Annotated in this window: 15 protein-coding genes; 7 read left to right on the top strand and 8 right to left on the bottom strand. The window is 58.9% G+C overall.

Annotation, left to right across the window (positions count from 1 at the left end; translation table 11 throughout):
* Positions 1 to 13 precede the first annotated feature (13 nt).
* Positions 14 to 1,381, top strand: a complete 1,368-nt coding sequence (trmFO, locus tag J7347_RS03425) for a methylenetetrahydrofolate--tRNA-(uracil(54)-C(5))-methyltransferase (FADH(2)-oxidizing) TrmFO (RefSeq protein WP_209160825.1) — start codon at positions 14 to 16, stop codon at positions 1,379 to 1,381.
* Positions 1,382 to 1,387: 6 nt separating this feature from the next.
* Here trmFO and J7347_RS03420 read toward each other — a convergent pair whose 3' ends face one another.
* Together J7347_RS03420 and J7347_RS03415 are read right to left on the bottom strand one after the other, a co-directional pair.
* Positions 1,388 to 1,852, bottom strand: a complete 465-nt coding sequence (locus J7347_RS03420; RefSeq protein ID WP_209160824.1) for an EF-hand domain-containing protein — start codon at positions 1,850 to 1,852, stop codon at positions 1,388 to 1,390.
* Between the two features lie 32 nt (positions 1,853 to 1,884).
* A complete protein-coding gene (locus J7347_RS03415; protein WP_209160823.1) occupies positions 1,885 to 2,520 on the bottom strand; it encodes a hypothetical protein in 636 nt (211 codons plus the stop codon).
* 114 nt (positions 2,521 to 2,634) lie between these two features.
* Between J7347_RS03415 and J7347_RS03410 the strand changes: the two genes are divergently transcribed.
* Genes J7347_RS03410 through J7347_RS03400 form a run of 3 tightly spaced genes read left to right on the top strand, consistent with a single transcriptional unit; the run spans position 2,635 to position 5,851 of the window.
* Complete coding sequence (locus J7347_RS03410) at positions 2,635 to 4,551, top strand: VWA domain-containing protein (RefSeq protein ID WP_209160822.1); 1,917 nt, start codon at positions 2,635 to 2,637, stop codon at positions 4,549 to 4,551.
* On the top strand, positions 4,551 to 5,153 hold the full coding sequence (locus tag J7347_RS03405) for a TadE/TadG family type IV pilus assembly protein (RefSeq protein ID WP_280635673.1): 603 nt from the start codon (positions 4,551 to 4,553) through the stop codon (positions 5,151 to 5,153). Before J7347_RS03410 ends, J7347_RS03405 begins: the two co-directional genes overlap by 1 nt.
* Positions 5,144 to 5,851, top strand: a complete 708-nt coding sequence (locus J7347_RS03400) for a TadE/TadG family type IV pilus assembly protein (protein WP_067684499.1) — start codon at positions 5,144 to 5,146, stop codon at positions 5,849 to 5,851. The genes J7347_RS03405 and J7347_RS03400 overlap by 10 nt, the downstream gene beginning before the upstream one ends.
* 13 nt (positions 5,852 to 5,864) lie before the next feature.
* Here J7347_RS03400 and J7347_RS03395 read toward each other — a convergent pair whose 3' ends face one another.
* From J7347_RS03395 to J7347_RS03385, 3 genes are all read right to left on the bottom strand, one after another.
* Positions 5,865 to 7,256: a pyruvate dehydrogenase complex E1 component subunit beta gene (locus J7347_RS03395; RefSeq protein ID WP_067684497.1), complete on the bottom strand. Its 1,392-nt coding sequence runs from the start codon at positions 7,254 to 7,256 to the stop codon at positions 5,865 to 5,867.
* Between the two features lie 3 nt (positions 7,257 to 7,259).
* Positions 7,260 to 8,363 carry a pyruvate dehydrogenase (acetyl-transferring) E1 component subunit alpha gene (pdhA, locus tag J7347_RS03390; protein ID WP_209161227.1) on the bottom strand — a complete coding sequence of 368 codons (1,104 nt, stop codon included), beginning with the start codon at positions 8,361 to 8,363 and terminating at the stop codon, positions 7,260 to 7,262.
* A 145-nt stretch (positions 8,364 to 8,508) separates the two neighbouring features.
* A complete protein-coding gene (locus J7347_RS03385; protein WP_082851531.1) occupies positions 8,509 to 8,754 on the bottom strand; it encodes a septum formation initiator family protein in 246 nt (81 codons plus the stop codon).
* A 237-nt stretch (positions 8,755 to 8,991) separates the two neighbouring features.
* Between J7347_RS03385 and hppD the strand changes: the two genes are divergently transcribed.
* From hppD to J7347_RS03370, 3 genes are all read left to right on the top strand, one after another.
* On the top strand, positions 8,992 to 10,113 hold the full coding sequence (gene hppD / locus J7347_RS03380; protein ID WP_209160820.1) for a 4-hydroxyphenylpyruvate dioxygenase: 1,122 nt from the start codon (positions 8,992 to 8,994) through the stop codon (positions 10,111 to 10,113).
* Positions 10,110 to 10,700 (top strand): VOC family protein, encoded by a 591-nt coding sequence (locus tag J7347_RS03375; protein WP_209160819.1) that lies wholly within the window; start codon positions 10,110 to 10,112, stop codon positions 10,698 to 10,700. Before hppD ends, J7347_RS03375 begins: the two co-directional genes overlap by 4 nt.
* A 184-nt stretch (positions 10,701 to 10,884) precedes the next feature.
* Positions 10,885 to 11,715, top strand: coding sequence for a mechanosensitive ion channel family protein (locus J7347_RS03370; protein WP_245173843.1), 831 nt, complete (start codon positions 10,885 to 10,887; stop codon positions 11,713 to 11,715).
* Between the two features lie 148 nt (positions 11,716 to 11,863).
* Here J7347_RS03370 and J7347_RS03365 read toward each other — a convergent pair whose 3' ends face one another.
* The 3 genes from J7347_RS03365 to J7347_RS03355 form a co-directional block, all read right to left on the bottom strand.
* A complete protein-coding gene (locus J7347_RS03365) occupies positions 11,864 to 13,468 on the bottom strand; it encodes a hypothetical protein (protein ID WP_209160817.1) in 1,605 nt (534 codons plus the stop codon).
* A 78-nt stretch (positions 13,469 to 13,546) separates the two neighbouring features.
* Positions 13,547 to 13,771: a hypothetical protein gene (locus J7347_RS03360; RefSeq protein ID WP_209160816.1), complete on the bottom strand. Its 225-nt coding sequence runs from the start codon at positions 13,769 to 13,771 to the stop codon at positions 13,547 to 13,549.
* Complete coding sequence (locus J7347_RS03355) at positions 13,768 to 14,421, bottom strand: hypothetical protein (RefSeq protein ID WP_209160815.1); 654 nt, start codon at positions 14,419 to 14,421, stop codon at positions 13,768 to 13,770. Before J7347_RS03355 ends, J7347_RS03360 begins: the two co-directional genes overlap by 4 nt.
* Between the last annotated feature and the right edge of the window lie 279 nt (positions 14,422 to 14,700).

The following is a 14,700-nucleotide window of genomic DNA, read 5'->3' as shown; positions in this document are numbered from 1 at the left end:
AGCTGAGACGGCGATGGTTCATGATATTCAAATAATCGGCGGCGGTCTCGCCGGCAGCGAGGCGGCGTGGCAATTGGCGCGGCGCGGCTTTCGCGTCCGCCTGTCGGAAATGCGCGGTTCGGGTGAGATGACACCCGCGCACCAGACCGATGGCCTTGCCGAACTGGTCTGTTCCAACAGCTTTCGATCCGACGACAGCGACAAGAACGCGGTCGGCCTGCTGCACGATGAAATGCGGCGGCTGGACAGCCTGGTAATGCAGGCGGGCGAAAAAGCACGCGTTCCCGCCGGATCGGCCATGGCCGTCGATCGCGACGTATTTTCCGCCGAAGTCGAGCGCGCCCTGAAGGAGCATCCGAACGTCACGGTAGTGCGCGAACGGGTCGATGCTTTGCCGGAAAGCGGGCCGACGATCGTCGCCACCGGGCCTTTGACCGCGCAATCGCTGGCCGAAAGTATCGTGCAAGCGACTGGACAGGACCGTCTCGCTTTCTTCGACGCGATCGCGCCCATCGTGCATCGCGACAGCATCGACATGGACATCTGCTGGATCCAATCGCGCTGGAACAAGCGGACCGAAGCGTCCAACGAAGAGGGCGATTACATCAACTGCCCGATGACGAAGGAGCAGTATTACGCGTTCCATCAGGGTCTGATGGACGGCGAGAAGACCGAATTTCGCGAATGGGAAAAGGACACGCCCTATTTCGACGGTTGCATGCCGATCGAGGTGATGGCGGCGCGCGGCGTCGAAACGCTGCGCTTCGGTCCGATGAAACCGGTCGGGCTCGACAATCCGCGCGATACCACGCCGGAATTTCCGCAGGGGCGCTGGCCCTACGCTGTCGTCCAGCTGCGGCAGGACAATAAGCTCGGCACGCTGTGGAATATGGTCGGCTTCCAGACCAAGCTGAAGCACGGCGCGCAGGTCGAACTGTTCCGCACCATTCCCGGGCTGGAGAACGCGGAATTCGCGCGGCTCGGCGGGCTCCACCGGAACACGTTCCTGAATTCTCCGCTCGTGCTCGACCGGCAATTGCGCCTCAACCGCGCGGCCCACATCCGCTTTGCCGGACAGATGACCGGGTGCGAGGGTTATGTCGAAAGCGCGGCGGTCGGCCTGATGGCTGGCCTGATGGCGGCGAGCGAGCTGGCCGGCCAAGACTGGGCCCCGCCCCCGCGCACCACGGCGCTGGGCGCGCTTCTGTCGCACATCACCGGCGATGCGGAGGCCGAGACGTTTCAGCCGATGAACGTCAATTTCGGCCTGTTTCCGCCACTGCACGAAGTCGGCAAGAAACAGCGCAAGGAAGCCTACACATCCCGCGCCAAGGCGGATCTCGGCCCATGGTTGCGCCAGCTGGAGCGGATTTCCGCCTGATCCGGCCTAACACCGGCAGGCAGGCTTGGCCTTGCGCTTGGGGGCCGTGGTCGCGAATTCGGCTGGTGTCAGCGACAGGTTCCCGTCCGCATCGGCACCTTCGAACTTGTCCACCGTCGCCACGGCCCATTCTTCGAAATCCAGCAGATTGTTGCCGTCCTTGTCGAGCTTGCGAAAGGCGTCTGTGCGGCTCGACAGCATTTCGGTGCGCGAGATCTTCCAGTCGCGATTGCGGTCGTAGCGGAAGAAGCGCCTTTGTTCCCGTGTCAGCTCGGTCGCCTCGGGCGGTTCCGGCCCGCGCAGATCGGCGGCATCGGCGCTCGGCAATTGAGGGTCTTCGAAGCTCTCGGTGGGTTCGGCGGGAACAGGCGGCGGGGCCCCCCGCTCCACTTCTGCGCGACCTTGCCACCACACGAAGCCGATCCCGGTGAGCACCAGCGCGCACAGCGCACCCAACAGCCAGTTTCGCATGCCGACCCTTCCCCGAAAAAACCGCTCTTCGTTTAGCGCCCCGTCAGCCCATGCCGCAAGACCGCGACGAGATCGCTTGGACGGGACAAGGGGGCCGCTCCGCTTCGCAGCGCCCTTCGCCCGATCGCGTCGAACACGGTCAAAGGCCGTAGAGCGCGCGGCAGGCGTGGTGGCTTGGCGAGCTTCCGCCCCTCCCGCAACGCCAAGTCCCGCGCTTCAGGATCGCCGAGGCTCGCCGCCGCATCCGCCATGCTCCAACGCTCGCTCGCCTGCGCGATAGCGGCTTCGTCGAAGCCGAGGCCAAGGTGGCGGGCGAGAACCTGCCATCCGGCCCCCCGCCCCCGTCGATAGGCTTCGAAGTCCGAAGCGTTCGGCGGCAAATTTGCCAATAGAGCCTCCCAGCCATCGACCACCTTACCAAGCTCCGATGTGTCCGTATTCCATTCGGCAAGCTGCGCCAGCAACGGATTGCCGACCGGCCATTCCTCGCGCAGCTGGGCAAAGCGATCGCGCCACCATGCCAGCCTCATCTGCGCCAGAATGGGTTCGCTCGCCGTGAACACGAATTTGGCGAACTGCGCCTCCAGGGAGAGCAGAGTGGCGATCGCCGGGCGGGCATAGGCCGGCGCATAGCTCGTCGCGATTCGATGAATGAGACTGCGGTCCACTTGTCCTCCGGTGAAAGATCGCGGTTTACACAACGTTAGGCATAAAGCCGTACCCAAGCTTAACCGCAATCGCCGCATAGGGCCCGTCATGGGCCATTTCGCTGAGACCAATCCATGACGGCACGTTCGAGTGACAGGTTTTCCCTGAGAGCGTTGCGCGCCCATACCGGCGGTAACGTGCTCGCGATAGCAGCCGCCAGCATATTCCCGATCCTCGCCATCGTCGGCGGGACGGTGGATATGAGCCGCGCCTACATGGCGCAGGCTCAGCTTCAATCGGCTTGCGATGCCGGCGTCCTGGCAGGCCGCCGCGCATCGGGCCGATCGGGCACGTACGGCGCGACGGAAAAGGCGAAAGCGAACAAGATGTTCAACGCCAATTTCGAGCCAGCCAAGCTTTCGGTCACGACTTCGAACTTCACCAGCAAGCAGGAGACGAACAAAAATATTTCTGGCGTTGCCACCGCAGTTTTGCCCACGATGATCATGGGCGTCTTCGCATATGACGATTTCGATCTGAAGGTCGACTGCACCGCCGAATTGCAGATCACCAACACCGATGTGATGTTCGTGCTCGACACGACCGGATCGATGGCCGGAGCTCCTCTCGAGGGACTGAAGAATGCTGTGCGCGATTTTCATGTCTCTATGGGGTCGGCATCCATCTCGCCCGACACGCGTGTCCGGTATGGTTTTGTGCCTTATTCCAGCACGGTCAACGCAAAGTATTTGATCCAGCAGAACCAGCTACCCGCAAGTTATTTCGGAACCTCGGCGACATTCACGACACGCGAATCGGAATTCAATACGCCGCGCGATATTGTTCAAAACGGGACGAAAACCTACGGAGCTATCGAAACCTATCCTTCCAATGTGGAAAGCAGCCAGTGCGACGGAGTAGGAAACGAATGGAGCAATGACTGGAATAACAAATCTACGACAGGTACTTCACCAAATTATGTAACGCATTCGTACGAATTTGTTTCTTACGCGCATCAGTCTTACGGCAAAGGTCTCGAGAAAAACATCTCTTATGGCATCTGCAAAAGACGAATGGTTTCCCAACCTTTTTCTGTAAAACGGGTTTATGAATTTACTCGATTCCTTTATCATGAGACGCCGATTAGCACGACGGGGCTATCCAGCTTCGGGAACGTAACCCTAGGAGTTCATGGTCCCTCGGCATGGGTATCGACCGCCGGAACATTCGACATGCGCGAACTGGCTGCGATGAATTCCACCAATTCATCGGGCATCAGCACCATTAACTCGTCGTGGAACGGTTGCGTCATGGAACGCGCCACCGTGCAGACGGCCAATTTCAACCCGGTCCCGGCTGGGGCGCGCGATCTCGATGTCGTGTCCGCCCCGCAAAATGGCGTCGCGGACTCGTACTGGGCACCGAATTGGACGGGCGTGATGTTCTTTCGGAACACGTACGGGCCGGAATACACTACCGCCGTAAACAACCAGCCTTCGGGCGGCTTTATCGCCTGTCCGCAAAGCATGAGAGCGTTCACCACTGCGGACGTTTCGAGCACAACGGTGCCGGCCTGGGTGGAAACCTATCTGTCGGGCCTGAACGCCGAAGGGGCCACCTATCACGACATTGGAATGATCTGGGGCGCGCGGATGGCGAGCAAGCGCGGTATCATGGCCGCGAACGTCAACGACCAGCCTTATCGCTCATCTTCCAGGCACCTCATCTTCATGACCGACGGCGCTCTTCAGCCAAACAGGTTCGTGGCCGGTAATTACGGGATCGAGGTATTTGCAAACCGAGTGGCCCCGCAAACTACGAGCGATCTCGATCTCATTCCGTATCATTCGGCGCGGTTCCGGGCAGCCTGCGATGCGGCCAAGAACGAAGACCTCGTCATATGGATGGTCGCCTTCGGCACGGCGATTACCGACGACATGCGATATTGCGCGACTGGGGACAGAGTTTACTTCGCCTCCGACACCACGCAATTGCGGGCGCAATTCCGGTCGATCGCCTCGCAGATTGCCAACTTGAGGCTCGGCCAGTGATGCGTGTGCGAACCAATTCCCCGGCTCGCGTCTTCGGCGACCAGCGCGGAACGACCATCATCGAATTCGCCGTGGTGGCGCCTGTTTTGCTGATGATCATCATCGGCGGCATGGAGATCGGCCATCTCGGATACGTGAAAGGCATCACGAGGGCCGCGCTCCAGGTGGCGGCACGGGATTCCGGCTTGGAATCCAACAGTTCGAGCCAAAACGCCGTCGATGCAGCGCTGCGCGATCGTATCAAAACCGTGATACCGAACGCCTCGATCTCTATCCAACGCCGCAGCTACACCGACTTTACCGACGTGAACACGCCGGAAGATTTCAACGACAGCAACGGAAACGGACTCTACGATCCGAACGAATGCTTCACCGACATGAACGGCAATGCGCGCTGGGATGCGGACCGCGGTCGTTCGAACAGCCAAGGCGGGGCTGACGATGTCGTTCTCTACACCGTAAGCGTTTCCTACAATAAGATTTTCCCGCTTTGGAAACTGATCGGGCAGCCTTCGACAAACGTGATCAGCGCCGAGACGACACTTCGGAATCAGCCTTTCGGTGTCCAGTCGCAGCAGATCGGGATGCGGATATGCCCGTAGGTTTTTTCAAGCGCATGCGGACCCGTCGGCTCTCCGCTTTCCGCTCCGACCAGAAGGGGCTTGCCCTTGTCGAATTCGCCTATGTCGCGCCGATCCTTCTCGTGCTCGGCATGGGAGGCGCCGAGTTGACGAATTATGCGCTGACACAGATGCGCATCAGCCAGCTTGCCATTTCGCTTGCCGACAACGCCTCCAGAGCTCGGCAATTCGTATCGGGAGCAGCCCCTCGATTTCGCGAACACGATGTTCGCCAGGTTTTTCAAGGGGCTCAATTGCAATCCGGTGGCCTCGACATCAAGGCCAATGGACGCATCGTGCTGTCGAGCCTTGAGCGAAATATCACCGGCGGCCAGTGGATTCACTGGCAACGCTGCTTTGGAGAGAAGACCAATTACGAGCCCCAGTATGGGCGGCAGGGGACCGGGGCGGTAGGAAACACTTATCCGGGGATGGGACCGAGCAGCAATCGGGTGACTGCCGAACAGAATTTCGCCGTGATGTATGTCGAAGTCGCCTACGAATACGAACCGCTGGTTTTCACGACGATCGTGCCTTCGCAGACCATACGCAAAAACGCCGCTATGTTCGTACGCGACGAACGCGACCTGACCGGCGATCTGCTGCGCGATCCGCGCTACGGCAATGTGTTCAATCCCTCACCCGCCGTTCCGGACGCAGACATCGACCTTTGCGCTTGAGCCGCCTATCGGCTCAATCCCGGTAGCACACCTTCTTTGCCGCCTCGACGATGCGCGGCGCATCGATGAGCGCGAGCTTTTCGAGATTGGCGGCATAGGGCAGCGGCACGTCTTCGTTGCAGACCCTGAGGACCGGCGCATCGAGATGGTCGAAGCCTTCCTCCATGCAGATCGCCGTCACTTCCGAGGCGATCGAGCACGTCGGCCAGCCCTCTTCCGCAATGACCAGGCGATTGGTCTTCGCCAGGCTATCGAGGATCGTCTGCTTGTCGAGCGGGCGCAGGGTGCGAAGGTCGATGACTTCCGCCTCGATCCCTTCTTCCGCCAGCTTTTCCGCCGCTTCGAGCGAGAAGCCGACCCCGATCGAATAGCTGACGATGGTGACGTCCGATCCCTCGCGGACGATGCGCGCCTTGCCGATCGGCAGGACATGGTCGTCCAGCTGCGGTAATTCGAAACTGCGACCGTAGACCAGCTCGTTTTCAAGGAAGACCACCGGGTCCTCGCTGCGGATGGCGGCCTTCATCAAACCCTTCGCATCCGAGCTGTCATACGGTGCGATAACGATCAGGCCGGGGACGCTGGCATACCAGGGGCCGTAATTCTGGCTGTGCTGCGCGCCGACGCGACTGGCCGCGCCATTAGGCCCGCGGAAAACAACCGGGCAGCGCATCTGGCCGCCCGACATGTAATTGGTCTTGGCCGCCGAATTGATGATGTGGTCGATCGCCTGCATGGCGAAATTGAAGGTCATGAATTCGACGATCGGCCGCAAACCGCCCATCGCGGCGCCGGTGCCGATACCGGCAAAGCCGTATTCGGTGATCGGCGTGTCGATCACGCGCTTGGGCCCGAATTCGTCGAGGAGCCCCTGCGTGACCTTGTATGCGCCCTGATATTCGGCGACTTCCTCGCCCATCACGAAGACGCGCTCGTCGCGACGCATTTCCTCGGCCATACCGTCGCGCAAGGCTTCGCGCACGCTGATGGTGAGCATGTTCGTGCCGGCGGGAATTTCAGGATCGGACTTGGGCTCCGATTTCGGTTTTTCCGGCGTGATCGATCCGTCGGCATCATCCTGGCCGACATCCTTGCCCTCGCCAGGCTTATCCTCGACCTTCGTGTCGTCGGGCGACGGCGCTTCGATGTCGGACGCGTCCTCGCCCTCGCCTGCGAGCATCGCGATCACTTCGCCGACCTTCACGCCCTCGGTCCCTTCGGCGACCATGATCTTGCCGAGCGTGCCTTCATCGACCGCTTCGAATTCCATCGTCGCCTTGTCGGTTTCGATCTCGGCGATGATGTCGCCGATCTCGATCGCGTCACCTTCCTGCTTCAGCCATTTGGCGAGCGTGCCTTCCTCCATCGTGGGGGAGAGGGCGGGCATCTTCAGTTCGATCGCCATGGCTCAATACTCCTCCACCAGGACATCGGTGAAGAGTTCGGCCGGATCTGGCTCGGGCGAATTCTCGGCGAAATCGGCGGCTTCGCTCACGATCTTGCGGATATCCTTGTCGATGGTCTTCAGCTCGTCCTCGCTCTTGCCCTGTTCGATCAGAAGCTTCTTGATCGCTTCGATCGGATCCTTGTGGTCGCGATAATCCTGCACTTCCTCGCGCGTCCGGTATTTCGCCGGATCGGACATGGAGTGGCCGCGATAGCGATAGGTGTTGCACTCCATCAGTACCGGGCCATTGCCGTCGCGCACATGCTTGAAGGCGATTTCGGCGGCCTGACGCACTTCGAGTACGTCCATTCCATTCACGTCCATGCCGGGGATGCGAAAGGCAGTGCCGCGGCGATAGAATTCGGTCTCGGCCGAGCTGCGCTTGACCGCAGTGCCCATCGCGTACTGGTTGTTTTCGACCACGAACACGATCGGGAGGTTCCACAGGCTCGCCATGTTCATGGTTTCGTAGACCTGGCCCTGATTTGCCGCCCCGTCGCCGAAATAGGCGAGGCACAGCCCGCCATCCTCATTATACTGATGCGCAAGCGCCAGCCCGCCGCCCAGCGCAACCTGAGCGCCGACGATGCCGTGCCCGCCGTAAAATTTATGCTCGGTGCTGAACATATGCATCGAGCCGCCCTTCCCCTTGGAAATGCCGGCCTGACGCCCGGTCAGCTCGGCCATGATGACCTTCGGATCGATCCCGTAGGCGAGCATGTGGCCGTGGTCGCGATAGCCGGTGATGACGCTGTCGCGATCGTTGTCGAGAGCGCTCTGGAGGCCGATGGCGACCGCTTCCTGGCCGATATAAAGGTGGCAGAAGCCGCCGATCAGGCCGAGGCCGTAAAGCTGGCCGGCACGCTCTTCGAAGCGGCGGATCAGAAGCATCTGCTCGTAGAAGTGAAGCATCTGCTCGTCGGACGCGGCGAAGCGTTTCTGCTTCTCCAGCTCCTGCTGCAGGCTGCGGAGCGCAAAATCTTCCGTGTCGGAATTCGCCTGCGCCGCGGGAGCGGACGTCTTTGCTTTACGGGGGGCCTTGGCCAAGGTGCTGTTCCCTCTCATCATCGTTCGAGGCGCCTGTCTGGCGCTTGTCCGCGTATAGGCACAGCCGCGCGGAGGGCGCAACGGCGCGAACGCGCTTTGCATACGAAAACGTTACGGAACCGCCGCGCTTCGACCGCCCGATTACGGTTCAAGCGACCGGGATCTAGCGGCGGGGCTCTTCCAGCTTGATCATCACTTCGTCCGGATGGACGACATTGAGTTGGCTGCGCAGCAACTCACCGACCATGTCGGGATCGGCGCTTTCCGGGTCGAGCAGTTCGACCTTGTTGCGCAGCATGTCCCGCTCTGCCGTCAATTCGGCAAGCTGTGTTTCGCGCTGGTCCAGCAGGCGCAGATTTTCGCTCCAGGCGAGCAGCCCGGAAGGACCGGCGATGGCGAAGCCGCCCATCAACAGCAAGGCCAAAAGCGCAAAGGATTGCACCCCACCCTGGCGAGTCCGCCCAAAAAGTCCGCGTTTGCGTTTCACGATGACGACAGAATCACGTTTACCATCTCCACGCAAGCCTCTTGTGCATTGAAACGTCTGCGGAACTTGCTGGCGGGACAGTCCGTTGCAACCTTGACACGCCCATGCCGCTTCGGTATTTAGTTTCCATTGAAACTAATAGCAGACAGAGGATCCCCAATGCCCGATCTTTTCGAAAACCCCATCGGCCTCGACGGCTTCGAATTCGTCGAATTCTGCGCCCCGGAAAAGGGCGTGGTGGAACCGGTCTTCGAAGCGATGGGGTTCAGCCATATCGCAAATCACCGTTCGAAGGACGTGCAATTGTGGCGCCAGGGCCGGATTAACCTGATCCTTAATTACGAACCGAAGAGCGCGGCTTGGTTCTTCGCGCGTGAACACGGCCCTTCCGCCTGCGGCATGGGCTTTCGCGTCAAGAACGCGGCCGAGGCCTATGACGAGCTGCTGGCGCGCGGCGCGGAGCCTGTGTCGGTCGAAACCGGGCCGATGGAACTACGCATCCCGGCGATCCGCGGGATCGGCGGCGCGATCGTCTATCTGATCGACCGCTACGAAAACGAAGAGGGCAACGGGCTCTCGATCTACGATATCGACTTCGAATATCGCGACGGTGTGGACCGTCATCCCGAAGGCGCCGGCTTCGACGTGATCGATCACCTGACGCACAATGTCTATAACGGGCGTATGAAATATTGGGCGGATTACTACGAGACCCTGTTCAATTTCCGCGAGATCCGCTTCTTCGACATCAAGGGCGAATATACCGGCCTGACGTCCAAGGCGCTGACTGCACCGGACGGCAAGATTCGCATCCCGCTTAACGAAGAGGGCGAAGGCGGCAAGGGCCAGATCGAGGAGTTCCTGAAGGAATTCAACGGCGAAGGCATTCAGCACATCGCACTGATCTGCGACGATCTCGTGAGGGCCTGGGACAGGCTCAAGGAATTCGGCGTGCCCTTCATGACCGCGCCGCCCGAAACCTATTACGAGATGCTGCCCGAACGCCTCCCCGATCATGGCGAGCCGGTGGATGAACTTAAGGCGCGCGGCATTCTGCTCGACGGGACGACCGAGGGCGGCCAACCGCGCCTGCTTCTCCAGATTTTCGCCGAGGCGCAGGTCGGCCCGGTGTTCTTCGAATTCATCCAGCGCAAGGGCGACGAAGGCTTCGGCGAAGGCAACTTCAAAGCCCTGTTCGAAAGCATGGAGCGCGACCAGATCAAGCGCGGCACGCTCAGCGTCGAAGAAGCTAAAACCGTCGAGACGGAGCCTGCGGAATGACCGATCAAGCCCCCCAATCCGGCAAACATGCTTTCTCGCTCGGCGGCGTCCACCACGTGGCCTATCGCTGCAAGGACGCCAAAGAGACCGTGGAATGGTATGGGAAAGTCCTCGGAATGGACTACACCACCGCTTTCGCGGAGGATCACGTACCGTCCACCGGCGAATACGATCCCTACATGCATGTATTCCTCGACGCAGGTAACGGCAACATTCTGGCCTTTTTCGAACTGCCCAATCAGAAGGATATGGGCCGCGACGAGAATACGCCGCAATGGGTCCAGCACCTCGCCTTCAAGGTCGATAGCGAGGACGATCTGCTGGCCGCGAAGGATCACGCCGAAAGCCTCGGCATCGATGTGCTCGGCCCCACGCATCACGGCATCTTCAAGTCGATCTATTTCTTCGATCCGAACGGCCACCGCGTCGAACTGGCGACCGATATCGGCACGGACGAGCAATATGCCGAGCTGAAGCGCGTTGCCCCCGTCATGCTCGAAGAGTGGAGCGAGACCAAGACGGCACCCAAGCATGCCGACTGGCTGCACGAGATCGCCCACAAGGAAAACGCGTCCAAGTCGAACTGAGCTTCCTGACGCTTCCCTTTTCGTTTTCGGAACCGAGGCGGGCTTCGGCCCGTTATCGGCCCTAAACGAGGGAAAATTCATGCAGGCCAGCCAGACGGCGTCCCAAGCGGTGGACGCCACAGCGAATTCCACGACCAATACGAGCGTCGACACAGTCGCCACTTTGCAGGACCAGCTGGTCGGCATGGGCGAAGGCTTCGTGCGCGCCCTTCCGGGGATCGCTATCGCGCTCGTCGTCCTGCTAGTCACCTGGATCGTGGCGCGCTTCGCGGCACGGATTGCCGATTTGCTGATCGGCAAGACCGACGTTCGCCCCAGCCTCAAGAACCTGATCGATACGCTTGTCCGGCTGGTGATCTGGATAATCGGCATCATGATCGCCGCTATCGTGGTCATGCCCGGCCTGACACCGGCCAGCCTGTTCGCCGGCCTCGGCATCGGGGCAGTGGCGATCGGTTTCGCCTTTCAGGATATCTTCGAGAATTTCATGGCCGGTGTGCTGATCATGCTGCGCGAAAAAATGCGGATCGGCGATATCATCGAATGCGATGGCATCGTGGGCAAGGTGGAGCATATCACGCTACGCGAAACGCATGTGCGCAAGCTCTCCGGCGAGGTGACGCTCGTTCCGAATTCCATGCTGTTCAAGAACCCGGTCGAAATCCTCACGGACGAAGTGAAGCGGCGGCATGAAGTGGTCGTCGGCGTGAGTTACGATACAAATCTCGATCACGCCGCCGATGTGATCCGCCGCGCGGTCCAGAGCGTCGATGAGGTCGAGAAGGACAAGACGCTCGACATTTTCGCGCAGGAATTCAATTCCAGCTCGGTCGATTTCCTCGTCCGTTGGTGGTCCGGCTCCACCCCGCGTGCAGGCTGGGAAAGCAAGGACAAGGTCGTGCGCGCGATCAAGGCCGCACTGGACGATGCGGGTATCGAGATCCCGTTCCCCTACGTTACTCACACGTTCAAGGAAAAGGTGCCGCTGGGTAAGAATCCCGGCGAAGAGGTCTGATCGTTCGGTTTTCAAATGCGCAGTCAGATGCGCTTTTGACCGGGAAATGGTGCACCCGACACGAATATGGTGGGCACTGTAAACAATGGGAAATTCTTGTCGATCGACGGAATATGGGGTTCAAATGAGCCGGACGAGCATAGTGGTGTCAGTATGCCAGCCGATGCTCGGGGATCACGTCGAGTAAGTAGTAAGCGCGCCCCGCATCGTCGAGCGACCCCTTATCCGCGCCCATTTCTCTCTGCCCCCATTCCTTCAAAACTTCGGCCGCTTTCTTGATAGGGGGCCTGCCTTCTCGATCGCTACGCTCCCACACGCTTTTTTCCTTCGCTGTGAAGTCCTTGTCGTGGAGAATGCTCTGCCTCAACATGAACAGAAGGTCTTGTGCCTCTCTTATGGTATTTGGCGCCTTGGTGCTGAGGTCGTAAGCTGGCATCGCAGTATGCTCACGAAGCGGCCGCACTGAACGAGGGTCACGCTCATCAACAAGCAGTTCAATCGTTTTTTCCGCTTGGAGATAACGTAGAATGGCTACTGAGACCGTTTGGGTAGCGCTCAATCTGGAAAACCAAAGCGCGTTGAAGCTTGTCGCCATTCCGTTTCTGCTGACCGGTTGGCCGACAATATCAAGGAATGTCTGACTTTTTGACAATGTGTTATTTCGCATGAACCTAACCAAATCGTCGACTTGCAATCGGTGACTGAGCAGGTCAGTGCCTCTGGTCTTCGCCTCGTATCTCACTTGGTTGGCCAAAAACTGAACCGATTCCCCGTCCGGAATTTCTTCGGGCGGTGGCTTTCCGCCAAGTTCTTCGCTCAAGGTTGTATACTGTGCCAAAAGTGAGTTCAGCGTGGCCGCTTGTCTCCGAGACTGGTTTGCCATGTTTTCGGGCTTCAGTTGGACCATCGTAGAGCTAGCGAGGCTTTCGAAAGGGTTAGCTTCCGCTGCGCGCGCTCTCGCTGCGATCAACTGCAGATCATGCAGGCAATAGATCAGCCCATGCTCCGCAATGACGGCGCGGACACGATGTGGTTTCAGCACTAATTGTGGCGTTTTTCGGCTTAGAAGGTTCAGCGCAGTTTTGTGTCGACCACATAAAATGGCCTCAAAAAGCTTTGGATGATCTGCTTCGATTTGCGCCAGTGCGCGGGCATGAGAATCAAGGTGCCTCGACGCATTCTGCTTCGCGGTGACCTGCACCTTGCGAAAAGCTGCCCGGTCCACCGAACACGTTTCCCAACCAGCCACGGCGTAGGCGATGTAGCTTTCGTCCCCCGATACGGAGATCATCCGCTGGCAATGGCGCAAAATTTCGGAAAATCTGGAAGGCAGCAATGCTCGAGGAAGCATACATTCCTTTTCGGTCAGCAGACCGATCGGCAAATCGGTGATCGTCTTCAGGGTGGGCGAGAAGATTGCTGACGCCTTGTCGCAGTCACTCACGCCAAACTTTTCGGATTGGACGAGCGTCTCGATATATTCGTTTAGGCCTGTCGGAAGCGAGATACTTCCTCCGAGCAAACTTAAATCCGTCCGCAGGATCGCAGATCTCGTTTTTGATTCCCGATTCTTTCTATTTTTGAGTTCTCTCGCAGTCTCCTTTCTAACCTTGTTCTGTCTTGGATCTTCGGTCGAGAAATCCTTGTGCATCCCGTGCTGGCGCTTGTGGTAATCTGCCTCCCTGGCGATCTCAGACGGAGACTTGTTTATTCTCTTCTCGCCCACGATGCTCTCCTTAGGAAGGAAGTTCATTCCGCACCAAACGCCGACCTGACTGGTTGGCGGCGCATACTCTTTGACTCTACGTTTTATTGGCCATCACAATCCGCCTTACTCGAGAAACGACGCGAGCTGCGTTTGAAGATGATCCGAAAGGAACTCTGCTATCTGCGCAAGTTCCGCTGCGATCTCGTTAAGCGTTTCGAGCTCAGATACTCCGGTCTGTCCATCTGCTAGAGCGGCCTCGACTGCGACCGACGCGTCCAGGAACTGCCGTTCCTTTTGGCTCAGAACAGCGGCTGCTTCGCCGATCGGATGGGAGATTTGATTGATCATGATCTCAACAGAGGCATGGGAGCAGGTCGCGCTAAAAACCTTGGATTACCGCCGCGCTCGCGAAGCCAATCGAAAGCTGGGCCTTTTCGTGTGAGCGTTGGATTTTCGATGCTATCGAGCTTGCAGATTTCACCGATCAAGTAATTTTGGGCGGCTGTGATCGGATCACGCCGCCATCTTGCTTTCGGTCCACATTTTTCGGACGAAATGAACGCATTGACCTCGGCCTCATACAGTAGGCGCATCCGACTCCACGCTAGGTGTTGGCCCCACTCTGCACATCTGGCAGCCCGTTCCTTATCATCTAAGATCAAACGGATGATGCTTGCCAAAGTCCCCGCTCCTGTCGATGCGCGTGCTTCGATTGCCCACAGAAGCAAATGGTCGGGATGCGCCAGCAATCTATAAAGCGCATGATAATCTAATGTATGGAGGTCCAAAGCGAACATAAGGCCGCCGAGCGTATATCGTTGTTCGTCTCGCGAGCGTCGTTTTGCTGCTGCGGCAGCCTGTCTCTTCAGCTCTACAAGCCTCCCGGACTCACGAGGCAGCACGAGTTGCCCTAGCGCGTCGATGGCAGTCAGCTTCTCCAGCAGTTTACGGAAAGGATCATTTTGCACATTGCCGATATCGGCATTGCGAAAAGGCAAATGTGCATCCTACCCCCAAAAAGTCTCGAAAGCTTCGAAATCGAACGATTGCGAGGCCCGATAGCTCAATCGAATGAGGAGCGAACCTTCTACGGGTAAGGCCATCGTGGCCAAGGAACTATGCTTGTCCCTAATCGCGGAGCAGTCATTTCTGAAGCCGAATTCACGCTTCCTACGGAACCAAGACACCGTCTAGTTCGCAGCGCAACTTCCGAAAATGGGCCAATTTCAGAACGTTGGCTTTCCGGCAGGTGGGAGGCAATAGCTGGCCGTAGGATT

It is taken from the genome of Erythrobacter sp. A6_0 (assembly GCF_017744235.1).
Lineage (GTDB): Bacteria > Pseudomonadota > Alphaproteobacteria > Sphingomonadales > Sphingomonadaceae > Qipengyuania.
Note: the sequence above shows the minus strand (reverse complement) of the source record. Positions and strands in the feature narration are given on the sequence as shown.

Bases quoted from the DNA above. Each gene is read 5' to 3' on its own strand.
- J7347_RS03405 (WP_280635673.1), top strand. From the start codon at position 4,551: ATGCGTGTGCGAACCAATTCCCCGGCTCGCGTCTTCGGCGACCAGCGC.
- J7347_RS03395 (WP_067684497.1), bottom strand. From the start codon at position 7,256: ATGGCGATCGAACTGAAGATGCCCGCCCTCTCCCCCACGATGGAGGAA.
- J7347_RS03360 (WP_209160816.1), bottom strand. From the start codon at position 13,771: ATGATCAATCAAATCTCCCATCCGATCGGCGAAGCAGCCGCTGTTCTG.
- J7347_RS03365 (WP_209160817.1), bottom strand. From the start codon at position 13,468: ATGAACTTCCTTCCTAAGGAGAGCATCGTGGGCGAGAAGAGAATAAAC.
- J7347_RS03370 (WP_245173843.1), top strand. From the start codon at position 10,885: ATGGGCGAAGGCTTCGTGCGCGCCCTTCCGGGGATCGCTATCGCGCTC.
- J7347_RS03375 (WP_209160819.1), top strand. From the start codon at position 10,110: ATGACCGATCAAGCCCCCCAATCCGGCAAACATGCTTTCTCGCTCGGC.
- pdhA (WP_209161227.1), bottom strand. From the start codon at position 8,363: ATGAGAGGGAACAGCACCTTGGCCAAGGCCCCCCGTAAAGCAAAGACG.
- hppD (WP_209160820.1), top strand. From the start codon at position 8,992: ATGCCCGATCTTTTCGAAAACCCCATCGGCCTCGACGGCTTCGAATTC.
- trmFO (WP_209160825.1), top strand. From the start codon at position 14: ATGGTTCATGATATTCAAATAATCGGCGGCGGTCTCGCCGGCAGCGAG.
- J7347_RS03400 (WP_067684499.1), top strand. From the start codon at position 5,144: ATGCCCGTAGGTTTTTTCAAGCGCATGCGGACCCGTCGGCTCTCCGCT.
- J7347_RS03420 (WP_209160824.1), bottom strand. From the start codon at position 1,852: ATGCGAAACTGGCTGTTGGGTGCGCTGTGCGCGCTGGTGCTCACCGGG.
- J7347_RS03410 (WP_209160822.1), top strand. From the start codon at position 2,635: ATGACGGCACGTTCGAGTGACAGGTTTTCCCTGAGAGCGTTGCGCGCC.
- J7347_RS03385 (WP_082851531.1), bottom strand. From the start codon at position 8,754: ATGGGCGGCTTCGCCATCGCCGGTCCTTCCGGGCTGCTCGCCTGGAGC.